The organism is Streptomyces sp. 4F14 (assembly GCF_048159485.1).
In the GTDB taxonomy this organism is placed as follows: domain Bacteria; phylum Actinomycetota; class Actinomycetes; order Streptomycetales; family Streptomycetaceae; genus Streptomyces.
Genome location: NZ_JBLRVY010000002.1, coordinates 152,804 through 177,367, shown reverse-complemented (window position 1 = coordinate 177,367; position 24,564 = coordinate 152,804). Strand labels below are relative to the sequence as shown.

At 67.9% G+C, this 24,564-nt stretch carries 27 protein-coding genes and 1 riboswitch; of the genes, 10 read left to right on the top strand and 17 right to left on the bottom strand.

The window, feature by feature from the left end; all coding sequences use genetic code 11:
- Positions 1 to 5: 5 nt before the first annotated feature.
- The gene (locus ACLZOT_RS03090) at positions 6 to 245 is read right to left on the bottom strand and encodes a hypothetical protein (protein WP_010357226.1); all 240 of its coding nucleotides are present in this window, start codon (positions 243 to 245) and stop codon (positions 6 to 8) included.
- Positions 246 to 401: 156 nt separating this feature from the next.
- On the opposite strand from ACLZOT_RS03090, the gene ACLZOT_RS03085 reads away from it, so the two are divergent.
- Both ACLZOT_RS03085 and ACLZOT_RS03080 read left to right on the top strand, forming a co-directional pair.
- Positions 402 to 1,109, top strand: a complete 708-nt coding sequence (locus ACLZOT_RS03085; RefSeq protein WP_416967116.1) for a rhomboid family intramembrane serine protease — start codon at positions 402 to 404, stop codon at positions 1,107 to 1,109.
- Positions 1,106 to 1,387 (top strand): Lrp/AsnC family transcriptional regulator, encoded by a 282-nt coding sequence (locus tag ACLZOT_RS03080; protein ID WP_055722347.1) that lies wholly within the window; start codon positions 1,106 to 1,108, stop codon positions 1,385 to 1,387. The genes ACLZOT_RS03085 and ACLZOT_RS03080 overlap by 4 nt, the downstream gene beginning before the upstream one ends.
- Here ACLZOT_RS03080 and ACLZOT_RS03075 read toward each other — a convergent pair.
- The 6 genes from ACLZOT_RS03075 to ACLZOT_RS03050 form a co-directional block, all read right to left on the bottom strand.
- Positions 1,384 to 2,715 carry an aminotransferase class V-fold PLP-dependent enzyme gene (locus ACLZOT_RS03075; protein WP_416967115.1) on the bottom strand — a complete coding sequence of 444 codons (1,332 nt, stop codon included), beginning with the start codon at positions 2,713 to 2,715 and terminating at the stop codon, positions 1,384 to 1,386. The two genes, ACLZOT_RS03080 and ACLZOT_RS03075, sit on opposite strands and share 4 nt — an antisense overlap.
- Positions 2,716 to 2,753: 38 nt before the next feature.
- A riboswitch (SAM riboswitch) is annotated at positions 2,754 to 2,870 on the bottom strand.
- Between the two features lie 108 nt (positions 2,871 to 2,978).
- Positions 2,979 to 4,043, bottom strand: coding sequence for an anthranilate phosphoribosyltransferase (trpD, locus tag ACLZOT_RS03070; RefSeq protein ID WP_416967114.1), 1,065 nt, complete (start codon positions 4,041 to 4,043; stop codon positions 2,979 to 2,981).
- A gap of 122 nt (positions 4,044 to 4,165) precedes the next feature.
- Positions 4,166 to 5,806, bottom strand: a complete 1,641-nt coding sequence (locus tag ACLZOT_RS03065; RefSeq protein ID WP_416967113.1) for a cytochrome b — start codon at positions 5,804 to 5,806, stop codon at positions 4,166 to 4,168.
- Positions 5,803 to 6,861 carry a Rieske 2Fe-2S domain-containing protein gene (locus ACLZOT_RS03060; protein WP_416967112.1) on the bottom strand — a complete coding sequence of 353 codons (1,059 nt, stop codon included), beginning with the start codon at positions 6,859 to 6,861 and terminating at the stop codon, positions 5,803 to 5,805. Before ACLZOT_RS03060 ends, ACLZOT_RS03065 begins: the two co-directional genes overlap by 4 nt.
- Positions 6,858 to 7,670: a c-type cytochrome gene (locus ACLZOT_RS03055; RefSeq protein ID WP_416967111.1), complete on the bottom strand. Its 813-nt coding sequence runs from the start codon at positions 7,668 to 7,670 to the stop codon at positions 6,858 to 6,860. Before ACLZOT_RS03055 ends, ACLZOT_RS03060 begins: the two co-directional genes overlap by 4 nt.
- Before the next feature lie 80 nt (positions 7,671 to 7,750).
- Positions 7,751 to 8,371 carry a cytochrome c oxidase subunit 3 gene (locus tag ACLZOT_RS03050; protein WP_055722353.1) on the bottom strand — a complete coding sequence of 207 codons (621 nt, stop codon included), beginning with the start codon at positions 8,369 to 8,371 and terminating at the stop codon, positions 7,751 to 7,753.
- Between the two features lie 166 nt (positions 8,372 to 8,537).
- Between ACLZOT_RS03050 and ACLZOT_RS03045 the strand changes: the two genes are divergently transcribed.
- Positions 8,538 to 8,939: a hypothetical protein gene (locus ACLZOT_RS03045; protein WP_416967110.1), complete on the top strand. Its 402-nt coding sequence runs from the start codon at positions 8,538 to 8,540 to the stop codon at positions 8,937 to 8,939.
- Between the two features lie 102 nt (positions 8,940 to 9,041).
- Here ACLZOT_RS03045 and ACLZOT_RS03040 read toward each other — a convergent pair whose 3' ends face one another.
- From ACLZOT_RS03040 to coxB, 4 genes are all read right to left on the bottom strand, one after another.
- Complete coding sequence (locus tag ACLZOT_RS03040; protein ID WP_416967109.1) at positions 9,042 to 10,307, bottom strand: Ig-like domain-containing protein; 1,266 nt, start codon at positions 10,305 to 10,307, stop codon at positions 9,042 to 9,044.
- A 130-nt stretch (positions 10,308 to 10,437) separates the two neighbouring features.
- Entirely contained in the window at positions 10,438 to 10,836 is a 399-nt protein-coding gene (locus ACLZOT_RS03035) for a cytochrome c oxidase subunit 4 (RefSeq protein WP_416967108.1), read from the bottom strand.
- A complete protein-coding gene (gene ctaD, locus ACLZOT_RS03030; RefSeq protein ID WP_416967107.1) occupies positions 10,833 to 12,563 on the bottom strand; it encodes a cytochrome c oxidase subunit I in 1,731 nt (576 codons plus the stop codon). Before ctaD ends, ACLZOT_RS03035 begins: the two co-directional genes overlap by 4 nt.
- The gene (gene coxB, locus ACLZOT_RS03025) at positions 12,560 to 13,519 is read right to left on the bottom strand and encodes a cytochrome c oxidase subunit II (RefSeq protein WP_416967106.1); all 960 of its coding nucleotides are present in this window, start codon (positions 13,517 to 13,519) and stop codon (positions 12,560 to 12,562) included. Before coxB ends, ctaD begins: the two co-directional genes overlap by 4 nt.
- A gap of 277 nt (positions 13,520 to 13,796) precedes the next feature.
- Here coxB and ACLZOT_RS03020 point away from each other — a divergent pair, with 277 nt between their 5' ends.
- Positions 13,797 to 15,107 carry a cysteine desulfurase/sulfurtransferase TusA family protein gene (locus tag ACLZOT_RS03020; RefSeq protein ID WP_416967105.1) on the top strand — a complete coding sequence of 437 codons (1,311 nt, stop codon included), beginning with the start codon at positions 13,797 to 13,799 and terminating at the stop codon, positions 15,105 to 15,107.
- A 100-nt stretch (positions 15,108 to 15,207) separates the two neighbouring features.
- Here ACLZOT_RS03020 and ACLZOT_RS03015 read toward each other — a convergent pair whose 3' ends face one another.
- Positions 15,208 to 16,182 (bottom strand): carbohydrate kinase family protein, encoded by a 975-nt coding sequence (locus tag ACLZOT_RS03015; RefSeq protein WP_416967104.1) that lies wholly within the window; start codon positions 16,180 to 16,182, stop codon positions 15,208 to 15,210.
- 130 nt (positions 16,183 to 16,312) lie between these two features.
- Between ACLZOT_RS03015 and ACLZOT_RS03010 the strand changes: the two genes are divergently transcribed.
- Together ACLZOT_RS03010 and ACLZOT_RS03005 are read left to right on the top strand one after the other, a co-directional pair.
- The gene (locus tag ACLZOT_RS03010; RefSeq protein WP_416967103.1) at positions 16,313 to 16,525 is read left to right on the top strand and encodes a hypothetical protein; all 213 of its coding nucleotides are present in this window, start codon (positions 16,313 to 16,315) and stop codon (positions 16,523 to 16,525) included.
- A gap of 130 nt (positions 16,526 to 16,655) precedes the next feature.
- On the top strand, positions 16,656 to 18,488 hold the full coding sequence (locus ACLZOT_RS03005; RefSeq protein ID WP_416967102.1) for a hypothetical protein: 1,833 nt from the start codon (positions 16,656 to 16,658) through the stop codon (positions 18,486 to 18,488).
- 60 nt (positions 18,489 to 18,548) lie between these two features.
- On the opposite strand, the gene ACLZOT_RS03000 is transcribed toward ACLZOT_RS03005, so the two are convergent.
- Complete coding sequence (locus ACLZOT_RS03000; protein WP_031487357.1) at positions 18,549 to 18,905, bottom strand: iron-sulfur cluster assembly accessory protein; 357 nt, start codon at positions 18,903 to 18,905, stop codon at positions 18,549 to 18,551.
- A gap of 253 nt (positions 18,906 to 19,158) precedes the next feature.
- On the opposite strand from ACLZOT_RS03000, the gene nadA reads away from it, so the two are divergent.
- Positions 19,159 to 20,343: a quinolinate synthase NadA gene (gene nadA / locus ACLZOT_RS02995; RefSeq protein WP_416967101.1), complete on the top strand. Its 1,185-nt coding sequence runs from the start codon at positions 19,159 to 19,161 to the stop codon at positions 20,341 to 20,343.
- A gap of 99 nt (positions 20,344 to 20,442) precedes the next feature.
- On the opposite strand, the gene ACLZOT_RS02990 is transcribed toward nadA, so the two are convergent.
- Positions 20,443 to 20,715, bottom strand: coding sequence for a hypothetical protein (locus ACLZOT_RS02990; RefSeq protein ID WP_416967100.1), 273 nt, complete (start codon positions 20,713 to 20,715; stop codon positions 20,443 to 20,445).
- A gap of 155 nt (positions 20,716 to 20,870) precedes the next feature.
- Between ACLZOT_RS02990 and ACLZOT_RS02985 the strand changes: the two genes are divergently transcribed.
- From ACLZOT_RS02985 to ACLZOT_RS02975, 3 genes are read left to right on the top strand one after another with little or no spacing between them, the layout of a single operon-like run.
- On the top strand, positions 20,871 to 21,716 hold the full coding sequence (locus ACLZOT_RS02985; protein WP_416967099.1) for a DUF5753 domain-containing protein: 846 nt from the start codon (positions 20,871 to 20,873) through the stop codon (positions 21,714 to 21,716).
- Positions 21,695 to 21,892 (top strand): DUF397 domain-containing protein, encoded by a 198-nt coding sequence (locus ACLZOT_RS02980; protein WP_416967098.1) that lies wholly within the window; start codon positions 21,695 to 21,697, stop codon positions 21,890 to 21,892. The genes ACLZOT_RS02985 and ACLZOT_RS02980 overlap by 22 nt, the downstream gene beginning before the upstream one ends.
- Before the next feature lie 8 nt (positions 21,893 to 21,900).
- Positions 21,901 to 22,083 carry a DUF397 domain-containing protein gene (locus tag ACLZOT_RS02975; RefSeq protein ID WP_416967097.1) on the top strand — a complete coding sequence of 61 codons (183 nt, stop codon included), beginning with the start codon at positions 21,901 to 21,903 and terminating at the stop codon, positions 22,081 to 22,083.
- Between the two features lie 44 nt (positions 22,084 to 22,127).
- Here ACLZOT_RS02975 and ACLZOT_RS02970 read toward each other — a convergent pair whose 3' ends face one another.
- From ACLZOT_RS02970 to ACLZOT_RS02960, 3 genes are all read right to left on the bottom strand, one after another.
- Complete coding sequence (locus tag ACLZOT_RS02970) at positions 22,128 to 23,117, bottom strand: hypothetical protein (protein ID WP_416967096.1); 990 nt, start codon at positions 23,115 to 23,117, stop codon at positions 22,128 to 22,130.
- Positions 23,118 to 23,423: 306 nt separating this feature from the next.
- Complete coding sequence (locus ACLZOT_RS02965) at positions 23,424 to 23,969, bottom strand: hypothetical protein (RefSeq protein ID WP_416967095.1); 546 nt, start codon at positions 23,967 to 23,969, stop codon at positions 23,424 to 23,426.
- Positions 23,970 to 24,057: 88 nt separating this feature from the next.
- Entirely contained in the window at positions 24,058 to 24,480 is a 423-nt protein-coding gene (locus tag ACLZOT_RS02960) for an SMI1/KNR4 family protein (protein ID WP_416967094.1), read from the bottom strand.
- Between the last annotated feature and the right edge of the window lie 84 nt (positions 24,481 to 24,564).

The following is a 24,564-nucleotide window of genomic DNA, read 5'->3' as shown; positions in this document are numbered from 1 at the left end:
CCCTGTCAGGAGTCGGCGCCCGGCCTGTCCACGAGTTCCACCGAATCGACTGCGTTGCACCAGCGGCAGCGCACCGACTCGATGGTCTCACTGACCACCTCGCGCTCCTCGACCTTCGGCTCTCCGGCCAGGTCGAGGTGGACGTACTCGACGACCTTCGAGGAGCGGGTCACGTCGAACCGGGTGAGGTTTCCGCAGAGGGTGCAGCGCCACCGGGTGGTGGCGGTCGGCAGGGTAACCGTCATCGGAACCGTCCGCTCCTTTTTCTGGGCCGTGCGCCGGGGGCGTGCCCCGGTGCGTGTGGCGGTAACCCTACGGCCTGGCGGGGACCCGCCGCCCGCCCGTCCACGACGGCGAGGCGATATGAGCCGTTGTATCCGCTTGCGTCATGCTCTGTAGCCATGATCGACAGGTGGCGCCCCGCCGCGCCGGTGACATACACGCTGATCGCCGCGTGCTGCGCCGTCTTCGCCCTCGGCCCCGCGTCCGGACTGAATCCGGCGTACGGCGCCGGCGAGGCGCTGGCGGCGGCGCAGCGCGCCTACTACCACCGCTGGGGGGTCGTGCCCGCCGACCTCTTCGAGGGGTCCGCGCGCGCCGCGCTCACCCCGCTGACCGCGCTGTTCGTGCACGGCGGCTGGGTCCACCTGCTCGGCAACATGCTCTTCCTCTACGTCTTCGGGGCGATGACCGAGGAACGCATGGGGCGCGTCGAGTTCACCCTCTTCTACCTCGGCTGCGGCTGCCTGGCCCTCCTGGGGTACGCGGCTGCGGGCGCCGACTCCGCACAGTCCCTCGTGGGGGCGTCCGGAGCGATCTCGGCCGTCCTCGGGGCCTTCCTCTACCTCTTCCCCCGGGCCCGCGTCACCAGTCTCCTGCCGTTCCTCTTCTTCCTCCCCCTGCGCTTCCCCGCCTGGCTGGTCCTCCCCTTCTGGGCGGCCCTCCAGTGGATCGCCGCGAACCGCGCCTCCACGGGCCCCGGAGTCGCCTACCTCGCCCACGTCGTCGGGTTCACGCTGGGGTTCCTGTACGCGTGGGCGCGATTCACCCGTACGACTACAGTTGAGGCCGCCCCAGCACGCATCCCCGAGGGAGAGAACCAGTCGTGATCACCGCGATCGTCCTGATCAAGACCAGCGTGGACCGGATTCCGGAGATCGCCGAGGAGATCGCGTCCCTGGAGAGTGTCAGCGAGGTGTTCTCGGTGACCGGGACGTACGACCTCGTCGCGATGGTGCGGGTGCGCGAGCACGAGGACCTGGCCGACGTCATCCCCGGCCGGATCAGCAAGATCCCCGGCGTGGAGGCGACGGACACGCACGTCGCGTTCCGGACGTACTCCCAGCACGACCTGGAGGCGGCGTTCGCGATCGGCCTGGACTCCTAGACAGCCGGCACGCAGCGGCCGTTCTCCGTCCGGTACGTCAGCTTCGCGCCCAGCGTCACCAGTTCGCGTACCGCCGTCACGAACCGGTCCACGTGCTCGTCCGGCGTGCCCGCGCCGAAGCTCACCCGGATCGCGTTCAGGGACGTCGCCTCGCCGCACTCCCCCGCCGCGGTGGCCGTCGCGCCCAGCAGGTGGTTGACGAGCGGGTGCGCGCAGAAGAGGCCGTCGCGCACCCCGATGCCGTACTCCGCGGAGAGCGCGGCGGCGAAGTGGGAGCTGTTCCAGCCGTCGACGACGAAGGAGAGGACGCCGACGCGGGGGGCGTCGTCGCCGAACAGGGACAGGACGCGGACCTGGGGGACGTCCGCGAGGCCGGCACGGACCTTGCCGATCAGGTGGTGCTCGCGGGCGACGAGGTTGCCGAAGCCCTCCTCCGTGAGCGCCTTGCACGCGGAGGCGATCGCGTAGGCGCCGATCACGTTCGGGGAACCGGCCTCGTGCCGGGCCGCGTTCTCGTGCCACTCGACCTCGACCGAGCCGTCCGCCGCGCGGCTCACCTTCCGGCTGGCGCCGCCGCCCGCGAGGTACGGCTCGGCCGCGTGCAGCCAGTCCGTCCGGCCCGCGAGGACGCCCGCGCCGAAGGGGGCGTACAGCTTGTGTCCCGAGAAGGCGATCCAGTCGACGTCCAGGTCCCGCACCGACACGGGGTGGTGGGGGGCGAGCTGGGCCGCGTCCAGGACGATGCGGGCGCCGTGCGCGTGGGCCGTCGCCGTCAGCTCGCGGATCGGCCACAGCTCGCCGGTGACGTTCGAGGCGCCGGTCACGCAGACGAGGGCGGGGGCGGCCGGGTCGCGTTCCGACAGGGCCCGGCCCAGCGTCGCCACCGCCTCCTCGGGGGTGCGGGGGGCGTCCAGGTAGGTGACGTCCCTGTGCTGCCAGGGGAGCAGGGAGGCGTGGTGCTCCGTCTCGAAGACGTACACCTGGCAGTTCGCGGGGACCGCGCGGGCCAGCAGGTTCAGGGAGTCCGTCGTCGAGCGGGTGAAGATCAGCTCGTCGTCCTCGCGGCAGTCCAGGAACTCCGCGACCGTCTTGCGGGCGGCCTCGAAGAGGTCGGTGGAGAGCTGGGAGAGGTAACCGGCGCCGCGGTGGACGCTGCCGTAGTACGGGGCGTACGCGGCGACGTCGTCCCACACGCGCTGGAGCGCCGGGGCGCTGGCCGCGTAGTCGAGGGCCGCGTACGTGACCTCGCCGCCGGTGACCAGGGGGACGGTGACGTCTCGGCCCAGGACGTCCAGGGGGGCGCAGACAGGCAGGGTGGCGACAGACACGACGGCTCCTCGACGACCAGGACCCCCGGTCTCAGGAGGGTCCGCGCTTGCCGTGGACCTCGCTGCCCACGGCCTGGTCTTCACCCGGGGCACCCCGCCACGGACGGAGGGTTGCCGGACAGTCGGCCGGGGCCTGATGACTGTCACTCATGACCTGGCGAAAAAAGTAGACGAGGTGATCGCGGGGGCGCAAGTTCTGTCCGGATCGCGGGACACCCGTACAAGAAGAAAAAGCGGCTCGCGCCGCTTTTCCCTCAGAACTCCTACGCGTTCGTCGCCGCCACCCAGCGTTCCAGCGTCCGCTTCGCCTCGCCCGAGTCGATCGACTCCGCCGCCTTCGTCATGCCTTCGCGGAGCTGGGCGGCGAGGGTGCCGGTGCCGGGGTTCAGGGCGACCAGGGCCGCGGCCGAGTTGAGGAGGACCGCGTCGCGGACGGGGCCCTGGGTGCCGTTCAGGAGGTTGCGGGCCACCTCGGCGTTGTAGGAGGGGTCGGCGCCGCGGAGGGCCTCGACGGGGACCAGGCCGAGGCCGACGTCCCGGGGGTCGAAGTGCTCCTCGGTGACCTTGCCGTCCCGGACCACCCAGACCCGGGAGGTGGCGGTGGTCGTCAGCTCGTCGAGGCCGTCGTCGCCCCGGAAGACCAGGGAGGAGTTCCCTCGGTCCGCGAGGACGCCCGCGATCATCGGGGCCATGCGGGGGTCGGCGACCCCTACCGCCTGGGACTTCACACGGGCCGGGTTCGTGAGGGGGCCGAGCGCGTTGAAGACCGTACGGATGCCCAACTGGCCGCGCGCGGCGGCGACATGGCGCAGCGCCGGGTGGAACTTGACGGCGAAGCAGAAGGTGATGCCCGCCTCCTCCGCGACCTCCGCGACCCGCTTGGGGGTCAGCTCCAGGTTGACGCCGAGCTTCTCCAGGACGTCCGAGGCGCCCGACGACGAGGACGCGGCGCGGTTGCCGTGCTTGACGACCTTCGCACCGGTGCCGGCCACGACGAGCGCGGACATCGTGGAGATGTTGACGGTCTTCGCGCCGTCCCCGCCCGTGCCGACGATGTCGACGGTCCGGCCGGACACCTCGATCGTGTTGGCGTGCTCGTACATCGCCCGGACGACCCCGGTGATCTCCTCGACCGTCTCGCCCTTGGCCCGCAACGCCACCACGAACCCGGCGATCTGAGCGTCCGTCGCCTCGCCGCGCATGATGCGGTCCATGGCCCAGGCGGTCGCGTCCGCGCTCTGGTCGTGCCCGGACAGCAGGGCGTTGAGGACGGCGGGCCAGGAACGGGCCGCCGCGGTGTCGCCTCCAGCGGGGGTCACAGCGCTCATGAAGCCGCTCCTGAGAATCGTAGGGAGAGTCACTGCACACCCTATCCAGCCCCGGGCAGCGCGAAGGCCCCGTCCGGGGTTCGGACGGGGCCCTCTGTGGCGTTACAGCTGACTGGCTGGGATCAGTGGTGGCCGTGGCCGCTCGTGATCTCCTTGTACTCCTCGGCGGTCGGCTTGGCGATCTGGCTGTCCTCGCCGTAGTACGACTCGCTGAGCTTGGCGCGGAGCTTCTCCGTGCTCTTCACCTTGCGCTTGACACCGTTCTCGTCGGTGGTGGCGCCGATCGCGACGGGCTCGTACTGCTCGTGCGAGGTGAGCGTGTGCAGCTGCTCCTGGCTGAGCGGCTCGTGGATCTCGATGAACTCACCGTGCGGCAGACGCTTGATCGTGCCCGTCTCGCGGCCGTGCAGCACCTTGTCCTTGTCGCGGCGCTGGAGGCCGAGGCAGATCCGCTTGGTGACGATGAACGCGAGGACCGGCAGGACGAAGAAGCCGATCCGGACGAACCAGGTGATCGCGTTGATGGAGAGGTGGAAGTGGGTGGCCCAGAGGTCGTTCCCACCACCGATCAGCATCACGAAGTACGCGGTCAGCCAGGCCACACCGAAGCCGGTACGGGTCGGGGTGTTGCGCGGCCGGTCCAGGATGTGGTGTTCGCGCTTGTCGCCGGTGACCCAGGATTCAATGAACGGGTAGACGGCGATGGCGACGAGCACCAGCGGGAAGATCACGATCGGGATGAACACGCCCAGGACGAGCGTGTGGCCCGCGAAGTTGATCTCCCAGCCCGGCATCACACGGACCAGACCCTCGGCGAAGCCCATGTACCAGTCGGGCTGGGCGCCGGTCGACACCTGGTCCGGACGGTAGGGGCCGAGCGCCCAGATCGGGTTGATCTGCGCCACGGCCGCGATGACCGCGATGACGCCGAACACCAGGAAGAAGAACCCGCCGGCCTTCGCCATGTACACGGGCAGCAGGGGCATGCCGACGACGTTGTTGTTCGTCTTGCCGGGACCCGCGAACTGCGTGTGCTTGTGGTAGAAGACCAGGATCAGGTGGGCCACCATCAGGCCGAGCATGATGCCCGGCAGCAGCAGGATGTGGACCGAGTAGAAGCGGGCCACGAAGTCGCCGCCGGGGAACTCCCCGCCGAAGATGAAGAACGACAGGTACGTGCCGACCACCGGGATGGACAGCAGCACACCTTCGATGAACCGCACACCGGTACCGGAGAGCAGGTCGTCCGGGAGCGAGTAGCCGGTGAAGCCGGTGAACAGCGACAGCACCAGCAGCAGCCAGCCGAACAGCCAGTTGACCTCGCGCGGCTTGCGGAACGCGCCCGTGAAGAAGACGCGCATCATGTGGACCATCATCGCGGCGACGAAGATCAGCGCCGCCCAGTGGTGGATCTGCCGGATCAGCAGACCGCCGCGCACCTCGAACGAGATGTGCATGGTCGAGGCGAACGCCTCACTCATCAGCTGTCCCTGGAGCGGGACGTAACTGCCGTGGTACTCCACCTCGTTCATCGACGGGTGGAAGAACAGCGTCAGATACACACCCGTCAGGATGATGATGATGAAGCTGTACATGCAGATCTCGCCCAGCATGAACGACCAGTGGTCGGGGAAGATCTTGCGCATGTTGGCCTTGGCGAGGGAGTAGATCCCCAGCCGGCCGTCGGCCCAGTCGGCGACGCGCTCGCCGGCCGGTGCCTTCCCGCGTTCGCGGGACTCCTCTTTGGACGTCGTGGTGCTCATCCGCGCTCCCAGAACGAAGGACCGACGGGCTCGTCGAAGTCGCCGAGCGCTTCAAGGTAGCCCTCGTCGTTGACGCCGATGCGCAGCTGCGGCAGGGCGTGACCGGCGGGGCCGAAGATCACCCGGGCGCCGTCGGAGAGGTCGAAGGTGGACTGGTGGCAGGGGCAGAGCGCGTGGTGCGTCTGCTGCTCGTACAGCGAGATCGGGCAACCGACGTGGGTGCAGATCTTCGAGTAGGCCACGATGCCGTCGTGCGACCACTCGAGCTCGCGCTTGTCCTTGATGTTCTCCGGCTGGATCCGGATGATCATCAGGGCCGCCTTGGCGATCTCGACCTGGAACTCGTGGTCGTGCTCCTCCAGGCCCTCGGGCTTGGCGAAGGTCAGCGACCCGACCGCGACGTCCTCGGGGCGCAGCGGCTCGTTCGTGTTCATGTTGACGAGCAGCTTGCCCTTGGCCCACAGCGTGGTGCGCAGCTTGGTGCCGGGCAGCGGGCCGAGGTCGCGCAGCAGGACGACGCCGGAGAGCGGGAACATGGCCAGCGCGCCGAACATCGTGTTGCGGATCAGCTTGCGGCGGCCGAGCGCCGACTCCTTGGCGCCCTGCTTGAAGTCGGCCAGGACCTTGGCCTTGACCTCGGGGGCCGCCTCGATCGGGTGCCGCTCGTCGGCGATCTCCTCGTCGGACATCAGGGTGCGGGCCCAGTGGACCGCGCCCGCGCCGATGGAGAACAGCGCCACACCGAGGGACAGCCCCAGCGCGAAGTTCAGCGCGTTGAGGTGACCGATCGGGAAGACGAAGATCGACTTGTCGTGCGGGATCGCCACGTACGAGGCGATGAAGGCGACGGTCGCCAGCATCGAGACCGTGAACAGCAGGGCGACCGTACGCTCGGAGCGCTTGGCGGCCCGCTCGTCGATGTCCTGGATACGGTGCTCGTGGGGCGGGAGGCCCGGGTCGGCGAACGGGTGCTGCTCGTCCGCGACGTCTACCGCGCCGTGCGCGTGGCCCTGCTCTGCGGGCAGGTTCTCTTCTGGAATGTCTTGGCTACTCATGACTTCTTGGCCTTTGCGGTCCGAGCGGCGACCCAGACGGCGACCGCGATGAGAGCGCCGAGGCCGAAGATCCAGGCGAACAGGCCCTCGCTGACCGGGCCGAGGCCGCCCAGCTCCAGTCCACCGGGGTTCTCGGTCTCGTCACCGTTGACCGCGTTCAGGTACGCGATGATGTCCTTCTTGTTCTGCACCGACATCGTTCCGTCACCGAAGGACGGCATGTTCTGCGGGCCGGTCTGCATGGCCTCGTAGATGTGCTTCGGGTCCACGCCCTCCAGCGTCGGCGCGAACTTGCCCTTCGTCAGGGCGCCGCCCTTGCCGGTGAAGTTGTGGCACTGGGCGCAGTTGGTGCGGAACAGTTCGCCGCCCTTGGCGATGTCGGCGCCCTCGGGGCCGTACTCGGCCTTCGTCGGGATCGTCGGACCGGCGCCCAGGGAGGAGATGTACGCGGCGAGCTGGTCGATCTGCGCCTGCGTGTAGATGACCTTCTTCCGGGGCACCTGGGCGCCCTGGGAGGTCGCGGCCGGCATCCGGCCCGTGCCGACCTGGAAGTCGACGGCGGCGGAGCCCACGCCGATCAGGCTCGGACCGTCCGAGGAGCCCTGACCGCCGGTGCCGTGGCAGCTGGCGCAGCCGACGGCGTAGAGCTTCTTCCCCTCCTCGATGGTGAGGGACTGGGCGGTTTCGTCAGCCTTCGCCTTGTCCGCGGGGGCGAACGCGGAGTAGAGCGCCCCCGAGCCCAACAGCGCAAGGAGTAGGACGACGAACGCCGCCATGGGATGGCGTCGTCGTGCGGAGAGCTTTTTCACGGATTACCCCGGTGTCAGGATCTTCGGTGTCGGTGCGTCTGGGATGTGCGTTGCGATAACGCGGGCGGGATCGGGCCCGGCTACTTGATCATGTAGATCGTCGCGAAAAGGCCGATCCAGACGACATCGACGAAGTGCCAGTAGTAGGACACGACGATCGCGGCGGTCGCCTGTTCGTGCGTGAACTTCTTGGCCGCGTAGGTGCGGCCGAGTACGAAGAGGAAGGCGATCAGACCGCCCGTCACGTGCATACCGTGGAAGCCGGTGGTCAGGTAGAACACCGAGCCGTACGGGTCGGACGAGAGCGAGAGGCCCTCGTGCTTGACCAGCTCGGTGTACTCGTAGATCTGACCGCCGATGAAGATCGCGCCCATCACGAACGTGATGATGAACCAGCCCCGGAGCTTCTTCACGTCACCGCGCTCCGCGGCGAAGACGCCGAGCTGGCAGGTGAGGGAGGAGAGCACCAGGATCGTGGTGTTCGTCGCCGAGAACGGGAAGTTCAGGGCGGACGCCATCTCCTTCCAGTGATCCGGACCGGTCACCGATCGGAGGGTGAAGTACATCGCGAAGAGGGCCGCGAAGAACATCAGCTCGGAAGCCAACCAGATGATGGTTCCGACGCTGGTGAGGTTCGGTCGGTTGACCGACGGGTGCGCGTGCCCGGTTTCTGCTGTCGTTGCTGTCGCCACGACCGACATTATGTCGGTCGCTTATCCCGCCCTCACTCCGGGGGGTGCCGTTCGGAGTGTCACTGCCCGCCGAACCGGTGTTGACGTGGTGTTCAGCGGGGCGTATCGGGGAGTAGCATCCGGCCGGATGGGCCTTTCCGTACGACGCCAGTGTCGCCGAAGTCACGGAGGAACGATGCAGCCGACCGCCACGGTGCTGGTCTACAGCGACGACGCGAACACGCGGGAGCAGGTGAGGCTGGCGACCGGTCGCCGGCCCGCGCCTGACACTCCGTTGGTGAGCTTTGTGGAGTGTGCGACGGCTCCGGCGGTTGAGCGGGAGTTGGACAAGGGCGGGATCGACGTGGTGATCCTCGATGGGGAGGCCGCGCCGATGGGGGGCATGGGGTTGTGCCGTCAGTTGAAGGACGAGGTCTTCAACTGCCCGCCCGTGCTGGTGTTGATGGGGCGGCCGCAGGATGCGTGGCTGGCCACGTGGAGCCGTGCGGATGGCGCTGTGACGCTTCCGGTCGAGCCGGTGGAGTTCGCGGGGGCGCTGGCTTCTCTGCTGCGGCAGGAGAGGCTTCAGAGCGCCTAAAGGGGTGGGGGGTTCTGTTGGGTGCGCGACTGGCCCGCCGCGGTGGCTGGTCGCGCCCCGCGGCGGAGCCGCTAATGACACAGCCCCGCGCCCCTAAAAGCATCACACCACCGTCGGCTGCAATCTTGACGTGTCCTCCTGTGGGCCCCTCTTCGTCGTCAACGCGCTTCCCTCCTGCCAATTCTTCCAGGTGACGTTCCAGTCGCCGAAGCCGTTGCCGAAGGGTTCCATGTCGTCGCCGTAGCTGTTGACGACCTTGACCACGTCGCCCTCGCGGATGTTCTCGTAGAACCAGGCGGCGTTGCCGGTGCTCATGCCGGTGCAGCCGTGGGAGACGTTGGCTGAGCCCTGGGAGCCTACGGACCAGGGGGCGGCGTGGACGTATTCGCCGGACCAGGTGACGCGGGTGGCGTAGTAGACGGAGAGGTCGTAGGACTCGGAGGAGCCGGCGGAGATGCCCACCGTCGTGCCGCGCATGCGGACGTTGTACTCCTTGCCCAGGACGACCTTGACGCCGTTCCGGGTCTCGAAGCCGGGTTTGCCGGTGGTGACGGGGATGGAGTTGATCTCCTCGCCGTTCTTGTAGACGGTCATCCAGTGGGACGAGGCGTCGGTGACGGCCACGACCTTGTCGCCGATCCTGAGGTTCAGGTCCTTCGTCCGCGCGCCCCAGAGCCGGTCGCCGATCTTGATGCCGTCGAGGTGGCTGTGGACGCGGATGCGGGTCTGGGCGGGCCAGTAGTCCTTGGGGCGGTAGTGGAGTTCCTTGGAGTCGACCCAGTGCCAGGCGCCCGGCACGGAGGGCGTGGAGTCGACCTTGAGCGCCTGTTCGACGATCGAGCGCTGTACGGGGTCCTTGACGGGCCGGCTCAGCGTCGCGGTGATGGGCTGGCCGACGCCGTACGTGCCCGCGTCGGGGCCGAAGGTGACCTCCAGGCGCTTCTTGGAGACCGGCGCCCCGGTGTCGAAGGTGAGGACGCGGCGGCCGGGGGCCCCGTCGTCGTCCTCGGTGCTCACACGGACCGTGTAGTGGGCGTTCGCGGCCAGCGGCTCGGTGGAGTGCCATCTGCGTCCGTCCGCGGCGAGTTCGCCCGCGACGAAGCGTCCTGTGGCGTCGACGGCGGTGACGTCCGTGAGGGGCCCCTCGGAGTCCTTGACGGTGATCTCCAGCGGCTTGTCGGGGTCCGCCTTGCGCCCGTCGCCGGGGAGCCCGGCGAAGACCACCTGGTCGGTCGCGTCGAACGGCCGTGAGGCGAGCGGGTGTCCGCCCGAGCCGCAGGCGGCGGCGCCCGCGACCAGAGCGCTCACCAGCAGGGTGCAGCGGACGACTGTGGCGGGGCGGGGCGTCGTACGGTTCGGGTGGGTCATGGCTTCACGCTAGGAACGGCACGCCGACCCTGCGCGCCGAGTCACTCGTACGAGCTACCCGGCGTACGGCAAAAGCGTGAGGCCGGACGCTCCTGACGGAGTGTCCGGCCTCGACCGCGCTGTGCTGGTGTTACTGGGTGCGGTTCTCACCGCGGTAGTACTCGAAGACCCAGCCCCACAGCCCGATCAGGAGCATCGGCACCGAGAAGTACAGCAGCCACCAGCCGACCGCGACCCCCAGGAAGGCGAGGGCGCCACCGATGCCCAGGGACAGCGGCTGCCAGCTGTGCGGGCTGAAGAAGCCCAGCTCGCCGGCGTCGTCCGCGACGTCCGCCTCCTTGTTGTCCTGTGCGCCCGTGTCGACCCGCTTGGCCGTGAAGCCGAGGTAGAAGCCGATCATGATGCAGAGGCCGAACGTGAGGAAGAGGGCCGTCGTACCGGCCGGCTCCTTCGACCAGACGCCATAGACGATCGCGATGGCGAGGACGAAGACGCTCAGCCAGATGAACATCTTGCCTTGGACCTTCACTTGCCGGCCTCCTTGCCGCCCGCGATGGCACCGGCGTGCGCGTGCTCCAGCTGCTGCTGTTCGAGCGCGACGATCTCGGGGTGGTGCAGGTCGAACGCCGGGGATTCACTGCGGATCCGCGGCAGGGTGAGGAAGTTGTGGCGCGGCGGCGGGCAGGAGGTCGCCCACTCCAGCGAACGGCCGTAGCCCCACGGGTCGTCGACCTCGACCTTCTTGCCGTACTTGGCGGTCTTCCACACGTTGTAGAAGAACGGCAGGATCGACAGACCGAGGACGAACGAGCTGATCGTGGAGATCGTGTTCAGGGCCGTGAAGCCGTCGGCCGCCAGGTAGTCGGCGTACCGGCGCGGCATGCCCTCGGCGCCCAGCCAGTGCTGGACGAGGAACGTGCCGTGGAAGCCGATGAACAGCGTCCAGAAGGTGATCTTGCCGAGCCGCTCGTCGAGCATCTTGCCCGTCATCTTCGGCCACCAGTAGTGGAACCCGGCGAACATCGCGAAGACGACCGTGCCGAAGACGACGTAGTGGAAGTGGGCCACCACGAAGTACGAGTCGGAGACGTGGAAGTCCATCGGCGGCGAGGCGAGGATGACACCGGTCAGACCACCGAAGGTGAAGGTGATCAGGAAGCCGGTGGCCCACAGCATCGGTGTCTCGAAGGACAGTGAGCCCTTCCACATCGTGCCGATCCAGTTGAAGAACTTCACGCCTGTCGGCACCGCGATGAGGAACGTCATGAACGAGAAGAACGGCAGCAGCACACCGCCGGTCACGTACATGTGGTGCGCCCACACCGTCACCGAGAGACCGGCGATGGCGATGGTCGCGCCGACCAGGCCCATGTAGCCGAACATCGGCTTGCGGGAGAAGACCGGGATGATCTCGGAGATGATGCCGAAGAACGGTAGCGCGATGATGTACACCTCTGGATGGCCGAAGAACCAGAAGAGGTGTTGCCATAGCAACGCACCGCCGTTCGCGGCGTCGAAGACATGCGCTCCGAACTTGCGGTCAGCCTCCAGCGCGAACAGAGCCGCCGCCAGGACCGGGAAGGCCAGCAGGACCAGAACGGCCGTCAGCAGCACGTTCCACACGAAGATCGGCATCCGGAACATCGTCATGCCGGGCGCGCGCATGCAGATGATCGTGGTGATGAAGTTGACCGAGCCGAGGATCGTGCCGAAGCCGGAGAAGGCCAGACCCATGATCCACATGTCGGCGCCGATGCCCGGCGAGCGGACCGCGTCCGACAGCGGGCTGTAGGCGAACCAGCCGAAGTCGGCCGCGCCCTGCGGGGTGAGGAAGCCGCCGACGGCGATGAGCGAGCCGAACAGGTAGAGCCAGTAGGCGAACATGTTCAGCCGCGGGAAGGCGACGTCGGGGGCGCCGATCTGGAGCGGCATGATCCAGTTCGTGAAGCCCGCGAAGAGCGGCGTCGCGAACATCAGCAGCATGATCGTGCCGTGCATCGTGAACGCCTGGTTGAACTGCTCATTGGACATGAGCTGGAGGCCCGGGCGGGCCAGTTCGGCGCGCATCAACAGCGCCATGACGCCGCCGATGCAGAAGAACGCGAACGACGTGACGAGGTACAGCGTCCCGATCGTCTTGTGGTCAGTGGTGGTGAGCCACTTGACCACGACGTTGCCGGGCTGCTTGCGCCGGACCGGCAGCTCGTTCTCGTACGAGTCGGCCTCGGCACCCTGGGGTTCGTTGAGGATGCTCACAGGTTTGTCGTCTCCCGGTTCTTCTCGTGGGTGGTCTGCTCGATACCCGCGGGAACGTAACCGGTCTGCCCCTTCTCTACGAGTTCCTTGAGGTGCTGCTCGTAGCGCTCAGGAGAGACGACCTTCACGTTGAACAGCATCCTGGAGTGGTCGACGCCGCAGAGCTCGGCGCACTTGCCCAGGAAGGTGCCCTCCTTGTTGGGGGTCACCTGGAAGGCGTTGGTGTGGCCCGGGACGACGTCCATCTTCATCAGGAACGGCACCACCCAGAAGGAGTGGATGACGTCACGCGAAGTCAGCACGAAGCGGACCGTCTTGCCCTTGGGGAGCCAGAGGGTCGGACCCGGGTTGTTGGTCTGCGGGTTCCGCTCACCGGGGACACCGCAGGTGTAGACGCCGCCCGCGTCCGCGGGGAAGTCCTTCTTGAACCGGTCCGGAATCGCGTCCAGGTTCTCGTCGGTCTTCGCGTCGCCGGTGGAACCGGGGACGTTCTCGACGTAGTTGAAGCACCAGCTCCACTGGAAACCGACCACGTTGACCGTGACGTCCGGCTTCTTCTCCAGGCTGAGGAGCTTCGACTCGTCCCGCGCCGTGAAGTAGAAGAGGACCGAGACGATGACGATCGGAACGACCGTGTAGAGCGCCTCAAGAGGCATGTTGTAACGCGTCTGCGCCGGAACCTGGATCTTGGTGCGGCTGCGCCGGTGGAAGAAAGCACTCCACAGGATCAGGCCCCACACCAGCACGCCGGTAACCAGCGCGGCCGCCCAGGACCCCTGCCACAGGGAGAGGATCCGCGGAGCCTCTTCCGTCGTGGGGGTGGGCATACCAAGGCGGGGGAAGTCCTTAGATGTGCAACCGGTGGCGGTCGCCAGGACCAGGCCCGCGGTCAATGCCTGGAGCAGCTTCCGCCGCATCGGGCGCCGCGGCGAGCGGTCGGAGCCGTTGGGACTCACGTAGCGCCTTCCCGAGAGTCTCGCCCGCGCGGGTTGGCTGCGGCCTGACTCCGTCGGTGGTCGGTGGCCGGGCGCCGCCCTGCGTCGGGCAGGGGTTTGGATGTTTATGCGGACCAAACCCTAGCCGACGCCCTCCGGGGGTTCGCGGGGAGGGGTGCCTAGTAACTCGGGTGGTTCGCTGGTTTGGCGGGTGCGGGCTGTTTGTGGCTGATCGCGCCCCGCGGCGGAGCCGCTAATAGACACAGCCCCGCGCCCCAGGGGGCGTTAGCGTGGGCCGGTGCCTTTCTTTGACGCCGCTTCCGGTTCTCCTCTCCATCCCGTTGCCCGTCAGGCCCTGTTGGCCTCTTTGGAGGACGGGTGGGCTGATCCTGGGAAGTTGTATCGGGAGGGGCGGAAAGCCCGGGTGCTTCTCGATGCCGCTCGGGAGGCCGTAGCTGACGCCATGGGGTGTCGGGCCGATGAGGTGCGGTTCACCTCGTCCGGTACCCGGGCCGTGCAGGTGGGTATGGCGGGGGTGTTGGAGGGGCGGCGGCGCGTGGGGGGTCACCTGATCGTGTCATCCGTCGAGCACTCTTCCGTGCTCCATATGGCCGAGCGGTGGGGTGGGGAGGTCACCCAGGTGCCGGTGGGGCGGTTGGGGGCCGTCGGGGTCGAGGCTTATCGGGAGGCTCTGCGGGCTGACACCGCGTTGGCCTGTTTGCAGGACGCCAATCATGAGGTGGGGACCTTGCAGCCGGTGGCCGAGGTGGCCGAGGTGTGTGGGGACGTGCCCTTGTTGGTGGATGCCGCCCAGTCGTTGGGGTGGGGGGCTGTCCAAGAGGGGTGGTCCGTGTTGACCGGCAGCGCCCGGAAGTGGGGTGGTCCCGCCGGTGTGGGGGTGCTCGCCGTGCGGAAGGGGGTGCGGTTCGCGCCTCGGGAGGACGAGGAGTTCGCGAATCTGCCGGCGATCGTCGCGGCGGCTGCATCGCTGCGGGCCGTACGGGCCGAGGCCGCGGCGGAGGCCGTACGGGTACGGGAGTTGACGGCGCGGATCCGGGAACGGGTCGCCCGCGTCGTCCCCGACGTCGAGGTCGTCGGCGATCCCGAACGCCGGGTGCCGGGGATCGTGACGTTCTCCTGTCTGTACGTCGACGGGGAGACGTTGTTGCACGAGCTGGACCGCGAGGGGTTCGCCGTCTCCTCCGGGTCGTCGTGCACCAGCGACACCCTGACGCCCAGCCATGTCCTCAAGGCGATGGGCGTGCTGAGCGAGGGAAACGTACGGGTCTCCCTGCCGACGGGCGTGGCGGAGGCGGACGTGGAGAGGTTCCTCGATGTACTGCCGGGAGTGGTCGCCGGCGTCCGCGAGAAGCTCGGCGCGGAGGTGGCGCCGGTCCAGGGCACGGTCGTCGACTCACTGGGCAAGCGCTGCCCGATCCCGGTGATCGAACTGGCGAAGGCGATCAAGGGGGTGCCGGTGGGGACGGTGGTCACGGTCCTGGCGGACGACGAGGCGGCCCGCCTGGACATTCCGGCTTGGTGCGAGATGACAGGCAATGAGTACGTAGGAGCAGAGGGAACGGCGTATCAGGTGCGCCGGGTGCGGTGATGCTTTTGTCTTTTAGGGGCGCGGGGCTGTATCTGATCTGCGGCTACCGCCGCGTGGGCGCGACCAGCCACAGCCCACGCGCACCCGACAACGAACCCTCTTAACTCAAGTGAGCCCGCACTTCAGCCGCGGCCTCTTCCCCGTACGCCTTGGCGAACCGCTCCAGGAAGTGCCCCCGCTCCAGCGTGTACTCCTGCGTCCCCACCGTCTCGATGACGAGGGTCGCCAGCATGCACCCGACCTGCGCGGCCCGCTCCTTCGAGACCCCCCAGACGAGCCCCGACAGGAACCCGGCCCGGAACGCGTCGCCGACACCCGTGGGTTCGGCCTTGCGCTCCTCCTCGGGGACACCGACCTCGATGACCGGCTCGCCGACGGCCTCGATGCGGACGCCCCGCGCGCCGAGCGTGGTCACGCGGTGGCCGACCTTCTCCAGGATCTCCGCGTCGGAGAGGCCGGTCTTGGTCTCGATGAGGCCCTTCTCGTATTCGTTGGAGAAGAGGTACGTGGCGCCTTCGAGGAGGGAGCGGATCTCGGCGCCGTCCATGCGGGCGATCTGCTGGGAGAAGTCCGCGGCGAAGGGGACGCCCCGGGTCCGGCAGTCCTCCGTGTGGCGGAGCATCGCCTCGGGGTCGTCCGCGCCGATGGAGACGAGGTCGATGCCGCCGACCCGGTCGGAGACGGCCTTCAGCTCGATGAACCGCGCCTCGCTCATCGCGCCGGCGTAGAAGGAGCCGATCTGGTTGTGGTCGGCGTCGGTGGTGCACACGAACCGGGCGGTGTGCCGGGTCTCGGAGACATGCACGGACTGCGTGTCGACGCCGTGCCGGTCGAGCCAGGCCCGGTACTCCGCGAAGTCCGCGCCGACCGCGCCGACGAGGACGGGGGCCGTGCCGAGCTGGCCCATGCCGAACGCGATGTTCGCGGCGACGCCTCCCCTGCGGACCTCAAGCTGGTCCACGAGGAAGGAGAGCGAGACTGTGTGCAGCTGGTCCGCGACGAGCTGGTCGGCGAAGCGGCCGGGGAACGTCATGAGGTGGTCGGTGGCGATGGAGCCGGTGACTGCGATGCGCACGGCGGGGTCTCTCCAGAGGGGGAGGCGAATTGACAGTTCACGCTACCCGTTCGGGTGAGGCCGCAGAAGCGGGCGAAACTACCCGATAGTAGATCTTTCCCGGCGAGGTCGATCATGCCTACCGTGCGACATGACATCTTTCGAACGGTCCTTGACAACGGCTCCGGCGGACCACGAGGGCGACCTCGCGGCGCTGCGCGGCGACTGCGCTCGTATGGTCCCCCACTGGGCGGCTCCCGAGAAGTCCTCCGACCGGCCCGTTTCGCCGTCGCGGATCCACGGGGTGCGCGTCCCGGCCGCCTCCGCGCGCCTCCTGGACGCCATGCCCGACTACGGGAACTGATCCGGGGCGCATCCCAGGGGAACCGCGCGCTCCCCCGCTGCGTCCCATCGCTGTCCCCCGTAAAGGGGAGGCGGGGTACGCCCCGCCTGCCGCCCCCACGGAACAGTTGCGCAGCAAAAGGAGCGATGCGGTGAACACCGAGCGACCCGACCACGACGGCACCGCGTCACCGAGGCCGGAGGCCGAGCAGCCCGAGGCCGAGGTCGAGACGCCGGAGCCCGGGGAAGCGAAGGCCGAGGCCGAGGAGGCGAAGGCCGAGACGCCGGAAGCCGAGGAAGCCACGGCCGAGACCGAGAAGGCCGAGGACGACGACGCCGGCCGGATCCGCAGGCTGGGCCCGGTCGAGGAGGCCCCCGGCGAGGAGGCTCAGGCCGAGGACGAGGCCCGCGCCGCCACCCCGGACGACGATGTCGTGGTCGAGGACACCGGCCGGATCCGGCGTCTCGGCCCCGTCGAGGAGGCCCCCGCCGAGGCGCCCGGCGACAACGCGGGGGACACCGACGGCGACGTACACGTCATCGGTGCCCCTCGTAAGCGCCGGCCCTCCGCTCTCATCGTGTCCATCGCTGCCGCCGCTGTTCTGCTGGTCGGTGCGGGGGGTGCGCTGATCGCGTCGAACGCGTCCGCCGGGCCGGAGGGGAAGAAGGAGGCCGGGGTTCCCGCGCAGAGTGACGCGGACGACGACGCTCCGCCGCCGAATCTCGCGCTGGACGGGTACACCGCACCGGGCGCCGGGAGCGGCGGCAACGGCATCGCGCCGGGCGAGCCGAACCCGTACGGGACGACGTACCGGGCGACCGGTACCCTCCCCGACGGCCCGACGTCCGCGCCCGTCTACTGGGCGACCGGGGATGTGGACCAGTCGGAGGTCACGCGCCTCGCGAAGGCGCTCGGCGTCGAGGGGGCCCCCGTCGTGGAGGGCTCCGCCTGGCGGATCGGCGGCGGCCAGGACGGCACGGGCCCTGTCCTGCGCGTCAACCGCACCGCCCCCGGCATGTGGACGTTCATCCGGTACGCCCCCGGCACGGACAACTGCGTCGGCCTCACGACCTGCCCGAAGCAGCCGCTGGACACGACGGCCGACCCCGTCAGCGAGGCCGCCGCCAAGGACGCGGCCGAGCCGGTGCTGAAGGCGGTCGGGCAGGGCGACGCGAAGATCGACGCGAGCCAGACCGCCGGGGCGCAGCGGGTCGTCAACGCGGACCCGGTGCTGGGGAAGCTGCCGACGAACGGGTGGACGACCGGGATCACCGTGAACGGCCAGGGTGAAGTCGTCAGCGGGACAGGGCAGTTGGCGGCGCCCGAGAAGGGCGCGTCCTACCCGGTGTTGAGCGCCGCGCGGACGCTGGAGCTGCTCAACTCGGCGCAGGGGAACACGCATCGGATGGGGATCGGCGGGTGCGCGACGCCGATGCCGCTGAAGGACCGGCTGGAGCAGCCGTGCGGGAAGACGACCACGACCGAGGGGCCGAAGCAGTCGGTCGCGAAGGTGTCGGGGGCCGTGTTCGGGCTCGCGGCGCACACCTCGCAGGGGAAGCAACTCCTCGTGCCGTCCTGGATGTTCACCGTGGACGCGGTGACGCCGTACGTCGTCAGCTATCCGGCCGTCGATCCCAAGTACCTTGCCGGGGAGGCCACTCCGGCGCCTTCCTCGCCGGGGAAGTCGATGCCCCGGAACGTGAAGGTCGACGGGTACACCGCCGCCGGGAACGAGCTGACCGTGCGGTTCACGGGCGGGGTGTGCGGGGACTACAGCGTGAGCGCGAAGGAGACGGACGCGCAGGTGACCGTCACCGTGACGGAGACGCCGTGGCAGGACAAGGTCTGCATCATGATCGCCAAGGAGTACGACCGGACGGTCAAGCTGGAGAAGGCGCTCGGTGAGCGGAAGGTCGTGGGGTCGGACGGGGCGGCGATTCCGATCGTGAAGCCCGGGGCGCGGCTGCCGGAAACGGTGCGGTAATCGCGTACGGAAAAATGGCGGCATCCCCTTCTTCAGGGGGTGCCGCCATTTTCGTACCGCTTAGTTGAACGAGTCGCCGCAGGCGCAGGAACCCGTCGCGTTCGGGTTGTCGATCGTGAAGCCCTGCTTCTCGATCGTGTCGACGAAGTCGATGGACGCGCCACCCAGGTACGGGGCGCTCATGCGGTCGGTGACGACCTTGACGCCGCCGAAGTCCTTGACGACGTCGCCGTCGAGCGAGCGCTCGTCGAAGAAGAGCTGGTAACGCAGGCCGGAGCAGCCACCGGGCTGCACGGCGACGCGCAGAGCGAGGTCGTCCCGGCCTTCCTGGTCGAGCAGGGCCTTGACCTTGGCCGCGGCGGCGTCACTCAGGATGATGCCGTCGGTGGCGGTGCTGGTCTCGTCCGATACGGACATCTACATCTCTCCCGGGTTGTACGGAGACTGCTTGCCGACGGTTGCAACCGACGGGGTCCCGGATTCATTCCGGGTCTGGCCGTTCTTCTTCATGCTCGCACATGGCTCGCGGCACGGAAAACGCCTCGTTCGGCGCGATTGGCGGCGTCGCAGGGATTCATGTCACATCGACGCTATGACCATCGTCAAGGTGACACTAATCGCGTTATCATAGATAACGTCAGATCGACGAAAAGTAGAAAGGGTGCGTGCCGTGACCACCGCCCAGACCACGGAACTCGACGTACAGCCGACTCCGCTCGCCCTGTTGCTGCTCGGCCGCGAGGCCGACCCCCGGAGCGAGCGAGGCGTCGAGTGTCCCGGCGACCTGCCCTCGCCGTCCGACCCCGACCTGATCGAGCGGGCCCGCGCGGCCAAGGAGAAGCTCGGCGACAAGGTCTTCGTGCTCGGCCACCACTACCAGCGCGACGAGGTCATCCAGTTCGCCGACGTCACGGGCGACTCCTTCAAGCTCGCGCGGGACGCCGCCGCTCGGCCCGAGGCGGAGTACATCGTGTTCTGCGGCGTCCACTTCATGGCCGAGTCCGCGGACATCCTGACCTCCGACGACCAGAAGGTCGTCCTGCCCGACCTCGCCGCCGGGTGCTCGATGGCCGACATGGCTACCGCCGAGCAGGTCGCCGAGTGCTGGGACGTGCTGACCGAGGCGGGGATCGCCGATCAGGTCGTGCCCGTCGCCTACATGAACTCGTCCGCCGACATCAAGTCGTTCACCGGGCGGCACGGGGGGACGATCTGTACGTCGTCCAATGCCCAGCGTGCGCTGGAGTGGGCCTTCGAGCAGGGCACCAAGGTCCTTTTCCTTCCCGACCAGCACCTCGGGCGCAACACCGCCGTCCGGGATCTCGGGATGTCCCTCGACGACTGTGTCGTCTACAACCCGCACAAGCCGAACGGCGGGCTCACCGCCGAGCAGCTGCGCGACGCGAAGATGATCCTCTGGCGGGGGCACTGCTCCGTGCACGGGCGCTTCTCGCTGGAGTCGGTGGAGGACGTGCGGGCGCGGATACCCGGCGTGAACGTCCTCGTCCACCCCGAGTGCAAGCACGAGGTCGTGGCTGCGGCGGATTACGTCGGTTCGACGGAGTACATCATCAAGGCCCTCGAAGCCGCGCCCGCCGGTTCCAAGTGGGCCATCGGTACGGAGCTGAATCTCGTCCGGCGGCTCGCCAACCGGTTCGCCCCCGAGGGCAAGGAAATCGTCTTCCTCGACAAGACGGTGTGCTTCTGCTCGACCATGAATCGGATCGACCTTCCCCACCTCGTGTGGACGCTGGAATCCCTCGCCGCCGGGAAGCTGATCAATCAGATCTCCGTCGACAAGGAGACGGAGAAGTTCGCGAAGGTGGCGTTGGAGCGGATGCTGGCGCTGCCGTAAAGGGTTTTCGTTCAGTACGCGGGGCGCTCTCTCGGTTTTTTCGAGGGGGCGCCCTGTGCGTTTCCTTTTGTGGGCCATGAGCTTTGGCCAACGATTCTGCTATTCCTCCGGCGTCAGCCGTCCCCCGCGGCTCTTCGCGATCCTCAGCGTGTCCTCCAGCGCGGCGGCGAGCTGCGCCCCCGCGAAGGTCAACTCCCTGCGCAGGGGCGCCTGTCCCCGCAGCAGCTCCTTGGCGTGGCCCAGAACATCCCTCGCGGAGTCCAGGAGTTCGGCCTCCACCCTGTCCGCGAGCCGGCTCATCCTGCTGTCGGGGTCGTCCGTGCTCAGATAGCAGGGCATCCCCGTGTCCGACGTCCACGGCAGGAGCCTCATCGGACGTCCACTCGAATCTCGCACGTTCTTTTCTCTCTTTCCTTCGCCGGGTCACCTTCTGTGCCACCATCATTGCTGTCCGGCAGATATCCCAACCGGGCTTTCCGGTCCCGCCGTTGAGAATGGGACACCGGCTGAAAGAGAGGGTTCGAACAATGACGTTCACGCCGCATGAGCTGACTCCTTTCCTCTCGGCCCGGCACTACTTCGGAGCGGAGATGAGGAGGGACCGCGAGATCGCCGGCCTGTCCCTCGTCCAGCTCGCGGGGATCGTCGCGTCGAGCAAGAGCACGTTGGCAAGGGTGGAGACGGCGGAGTTGATGCCGCCGCCGGATCTGCCGCCGCACTTGGACGCGGCGTTCGGGACGGGGGAGAAGTACTGCAACTTGTATGAGCTGGCGAAGAGGGAGGCGCATCCGGACCAGTACCGGCGGTTCATGGACTTCGAGGCGAGGGCGGAGGGGATCGATACCTACGATCCGCAGGTCTTCCCCGGGCTGCTGCAGACTCGGGAGTACTGCACAGCTCAGTTCCGGCTCCAGGAGGAACTGTCCTCGGAGAAGGTGGAGGAACTCGTCAACGCCCGCCTGTCCCGGCAGGATCGCCTCCGCGCGGCAGAACCTCCGCTGCGCTGGGCGATCATCGACGAGGCAGTCCTCAGGCGGCCGTTGGGCGGTGCGGAGTGCATGTTCAACCAACTGGCTCGGTTGCTTGAACACGTGGATACTGCGGAGAGCAAGGTTCAGGTCATGCCCTTCAGCGCCGGTGCGCACTACCTGATGGGGGGCGCCCTGCACCTGCTGGCTCTTCCCAACAACTCTGTTGTGGCCTACGAGGAGGGCATCGAGGTCGGCCGCCTCTACGAGGACCGGGACTCGGTGAAGAAGTGGCGACGGCGGTACGAAGTGCTCCGTTCCAAGGCTCTCCCTCCGGAAGACTCGGCGGAGTTGATCCAACAGGCGATGGAGGACTACGAGAAATGCGCTACACCCCCGAGCTGAACGCCGCCCGCTGGCGCCGGAGCAGCTACAGCAACGCCAACGGGGGAGCCTGCGTCGAGATCAGTGAGGACTTCCCCGGTGTTGTCCCCATCCGCGACAGCAAGAACCCTCACGGCCCCGCGCTCACTGTCCCAACCCTCGCCTGGGACACGTTCGTCCGCTCCCTCAAGTCCTAGGGGACCTCATGCCGCCCAACCCCCGCTGGCGCCGCAGCAGTTACAGCGGCAGCAACAACGGCAATTGCGTCGAGGTCGCCGACCACTCCCCCGGCCTCGTACCGATCCGCGACAGCAAGAACCCCGGCGGCCCCATGCTCACTGTCCCAACGCCGGTCTGGGACGCCTTCATCAGCTCCCTCAAGGCATAGCCGAGAACGAGCGGCCGGGCCCCAGGACCCGGCCGTATCGCCGCCTACTCGACCAGCTGCTCGACGTCACTGACGTGATACTCGCCGTATCCGAACTGCTCCCCGATCGCCGCGTACCGCTGGTACTGCTCCCGCGTGATCCGCACGGACAGTGTCCACAGCACGCGCAGGAAGAGCCGGAACCCGAGATCGGGATCGACCCGTTCGATGACCTGTTCCAGTGCGGTCATGGCGTTCGCGGCGGGAAGCGGCTGCCAGTAGGGGCTGATGGCCTTGTCTCCCACTACGAGCGCGATCTCCCTCAGTTCAGCCAGCACCGTGTCCGTCAGGTCTGTTCGAACGGGCGGGATCACGGGGGTGTACGCGGGGGCGACTTCCCGCAGCCGTTCTTCACAGACGGTCGTGACCAGCCGCAACCAGTCGCGTCCGTCGATGCGAAGTGCCGCGTCCGATACGGCGATCCACAACTCGGTGATCACGTTGTCGGGCAACGGGGAGCGCAACAGCCGGAGCGCGTCCTCCAGCAGCAGAGCGGCCGACGCCCCCGGGGACTGAAGGGGTTCGTCCGTGTCAGCCACCCTGTGGACCTCGTCCGCGGCGGCTTCGGGACGCCAGTCCTGGTGAGCGTTTCCGGCAAGACGGGAGAACCCGAAGTCCCACGACGTCTGACGGTGCGTGGTGTCGATGGGCGGCCAGTCGACGGTGAGACCGTCCCGGACTACCGCGACCGGGTACCCAAGCCGCTCACCGAGGCCGAGAAACCTGTCGTAACGCTCCTTCGAGACACACACGGAGTGCGTCTTCAAGGCTCGCAGGAAGAGCCGGAAGCCGACATCGGCGTCGGCCAGCACGACCACCTGTTCCAGGTCCGAGGCCAGATCCGCGCTCAGCCCGCGCAGCTCCGCCACGATCTCCTCGCACAGGTCCTCGTCCCGTACCGGCTGAACCGGAAGCGGGGTGTCAGAGCGCCTGTTCCGGCGGAGGCGGTCCTTGGCCAGCTCCGAGACAGCCCTCAGCCAGGCAGAGGTATCCATGCCGCCGTGCTCGACTGGATCAAAACCCCGCCCAACCGCAGCCACCCATACCCTGTGAAGAGTCACCTCCGCCAACACCCCACCCAGCAAACGCCGCACGTCCTCCCCGAGTGCGACGGGTTCCACGTCGCCGAACCCGTCCATCAGGTCAGCGGTGATCGTGAGCGCGGCCGGAAAGTCGGCGTCGGAGCAGGAACTCAACTGCTCTGTCAGGCCAGTGAGTCCGAAGTCTCCGAAGTAACCCAGCTCGACGTAGGTCGGTCGCCCCTTCCCCATGAACCGCATGTCATCGCACTTCTGACTCAATCACTGCCCCTCGTCCAGGGCCGCCCTCAAGTGACGGATGAGGTCGCCGGCCGGCACCTCTGCCCGGGGCGCTCCGGGCCCTTCAGTCATGTAACGCTCCGTGTCCACCTCGTACACCAGGACGTGATGGCTTCTCCAGTCCATCGGATCCACTCGCAGGCGTACGGCACGGTGCGTGATCGTCGGGAACATGGTCCGCAGTCCCTCATCCGCGTGGAGACGGCGCAGAAGGTCTCCTGAGTCGTCGTCGGAGGACAGAAGGTCGGCCCACTGTGAGGAGGTCGGCTCACCTCTGTCGAGCGCTCCGGCGAATTCCTCCAGTTCCAGGAACTCGAACTCCGCAGCCAACACGTCGAGCGCCACCCCGTCCCGCCACGCGGCGATCACGTCGACGAGGAGCCCGAGGTCGTCCGTAGCCCCGATCTCCCAAGCAAAGCCGGGAATGTGGACACGCAGACGAAAGAGACGCTCCCCGTCGGCTGGATCGACCGACATATACCCCCTCGTCGTCGCGACCGTGACGTAATCGATGGCCCAGTTCGGCACTCCGATATCGCGTCCCCGCAGCCGCCCCGAGGCCACCGGAAGCGACCACGTCCGAGTACGGGTCACCCATGCCCTCCCCCTTCCTTCCTCAGCCGTCCATGAGTCCGCCCTCAGGAACACCGGGATTCCACGCGAATACCGGACACTCGCCGTCTTCGTCAGTCTGAGAAGTGTCGAGGACGACGAAGGACCACACATCGTCGAGCATGACGACCAGCAGGTGCCTCGGCAGCCGCACAGCAGTCCGGGCCTCCAAGGTCTGCGCGACCGACCCCAGCAAGGTGTCCCCTCTGGCAGGAGTCCGGTAGACACCCAGGAATTCCTTCGGGGGTACGTCCCAGGTACCGAACTCCTCGATGAGACGACGACAGGACGGAGGGAACTTCAGACCCAACGCACGCTCGGCGGCTGCCAGCGTCTGCCCGTCACAGCCTTCGGCATGATGGGCAATATCACCATTCGCACGGATGAGCACAATGGCCCGTTCACTTGCTTCGACCGCAGCCGTCATCCAGCGATCTCTTTCGCTCGGTTCTTCCAGTAGCACGTCTTCCAGGACTCAAACGCCTACCGGTCGATGCGGCTGGGAATCTTG

What these genes read in the sequence shown, in the direction of transcription:
- ACLZOT_RS03090 (WP_010357226.1), bottom strand. Translation starts at nt 245, where the DNA reads ATGACGGTTACCCTGCCGACCGCCACCACCCGGTGGCGCTGCACCCTC.
- ACLZOT_RS03085 (WP_416967116.1), top strand. Translation starts at nt 402, where the DNA reads ATGATCGACAGGTGGCGCCCCGCCGCGCCGGTGACATACACGCTGATC.
- trpD (WP_416967114.1), bottom strand. Translation starts at nt 4,043, where the DNA reads ATGAGCGCTGTGACCCCCGCTGGAGGCGACACCGCGGCGGCCCGTTCC.
- ACLZOT_RS03065 (WP_416967113.1), bottom strand. Translation starts at nt 5,806, where the DNA reads ATGAGCACCACGACGTCCAAAGAGGAGTCCCGCGAACGCGGGAAGGCA.
- ACLZOT_RS03060 (WP_416967112.1), bottom strand. Translation starts at nt 6,861, where the DNA reads ATGAGTAGCCAAGACATTCCAGAAGAGAACCTGCCCGCAGAGCAGGGC.
- ACLZOT_RS03050 (WP_055722353.1), bottom strand. Translation starts at nt 8,371, where the DNA reads ATGTCGGTCGTGGCGACAGCAACGACAGCAGAAACCGGGCACGCGCAC.
- ACLZOT_RS03045 (WP_416967110.1), top strand. Translation starts at nt 8,538, where the DNA reads ATGCAGCCGACCGCCACGGTGCTGGTCTACAGCGACGACGCGAACACG.
- ACLZOT_RS03040 (WP_416967109.1), bottom strand. Translation starts at nt 10,307, where the DNA reads ATGACCCACCCGAACCGTACGACGCCCCGCCCCGCCACAGTCGTCCGC.
- ACLZOT_RS03010 (WP_416967103.1), top strand. Translation starts at nt 16,313, where the DNA reads ATGACATCTTTCGAACGGTCCTTGACAACGGCTCCGGCGGACCACGAG.
- ACLZOT_RS03000 (WP_031487357.1), bottom strand. Translation starts at nt 18,905, where the DNA reads ATGTCCGTATCGGACGAGACCAGCACCGCCACCGACGGCATCATCCTG.
- ACLZOT_RS02990 (WP_416967100.1), bottom strand. Translation starts at nt 20,715, where the DNA reads ATGAGGCTCCTGCCGTGGACGTCGGACACGGGGATGCCCTGCTATCTG.
- ACLZOT_RS02985 (WP_416967099.1), top strand. Translation starts at nt 20,871, where the DNA reads ATGACGTTCACGCCGCATGAGCTGACTCCTTTCCTCTCGGCCCGGCAC.
- ACLZOT_RS02980 (WP_416967098.1), top strand. Translation starts at nt 21,695, where the DNA reads ATGCGCTACACCCCCGAGCTGAACGCCGCCCGCTGGCGCCGGAGCAGC.
- ACLZOT_RS02975 (WP_416967097.1), top strand. Translation starts at nt 21,901, where the DNA reads ATGCCGCCCAACCCCCGCTGGCGCCGCAGCAGTTACAGCGGCAGCAAC.
- ACLZOT_RS02970 (WP_416967096.1), bottom strand. Translation starts at nt 23,117, where the DNA reads ATGGATACCTCTGCCTGGCTGAGGGCTGTCTCGGAGCTGGCCAAGGAC.
- ACLZOT_RS02960 (WP_416967094.1), bottom strand. Translation starts at nt 24,480, where the DNA reads ATGACGGCTGCGGTCGAAGCAAGTGAACGGGCCATTGTGCTCATCCGT.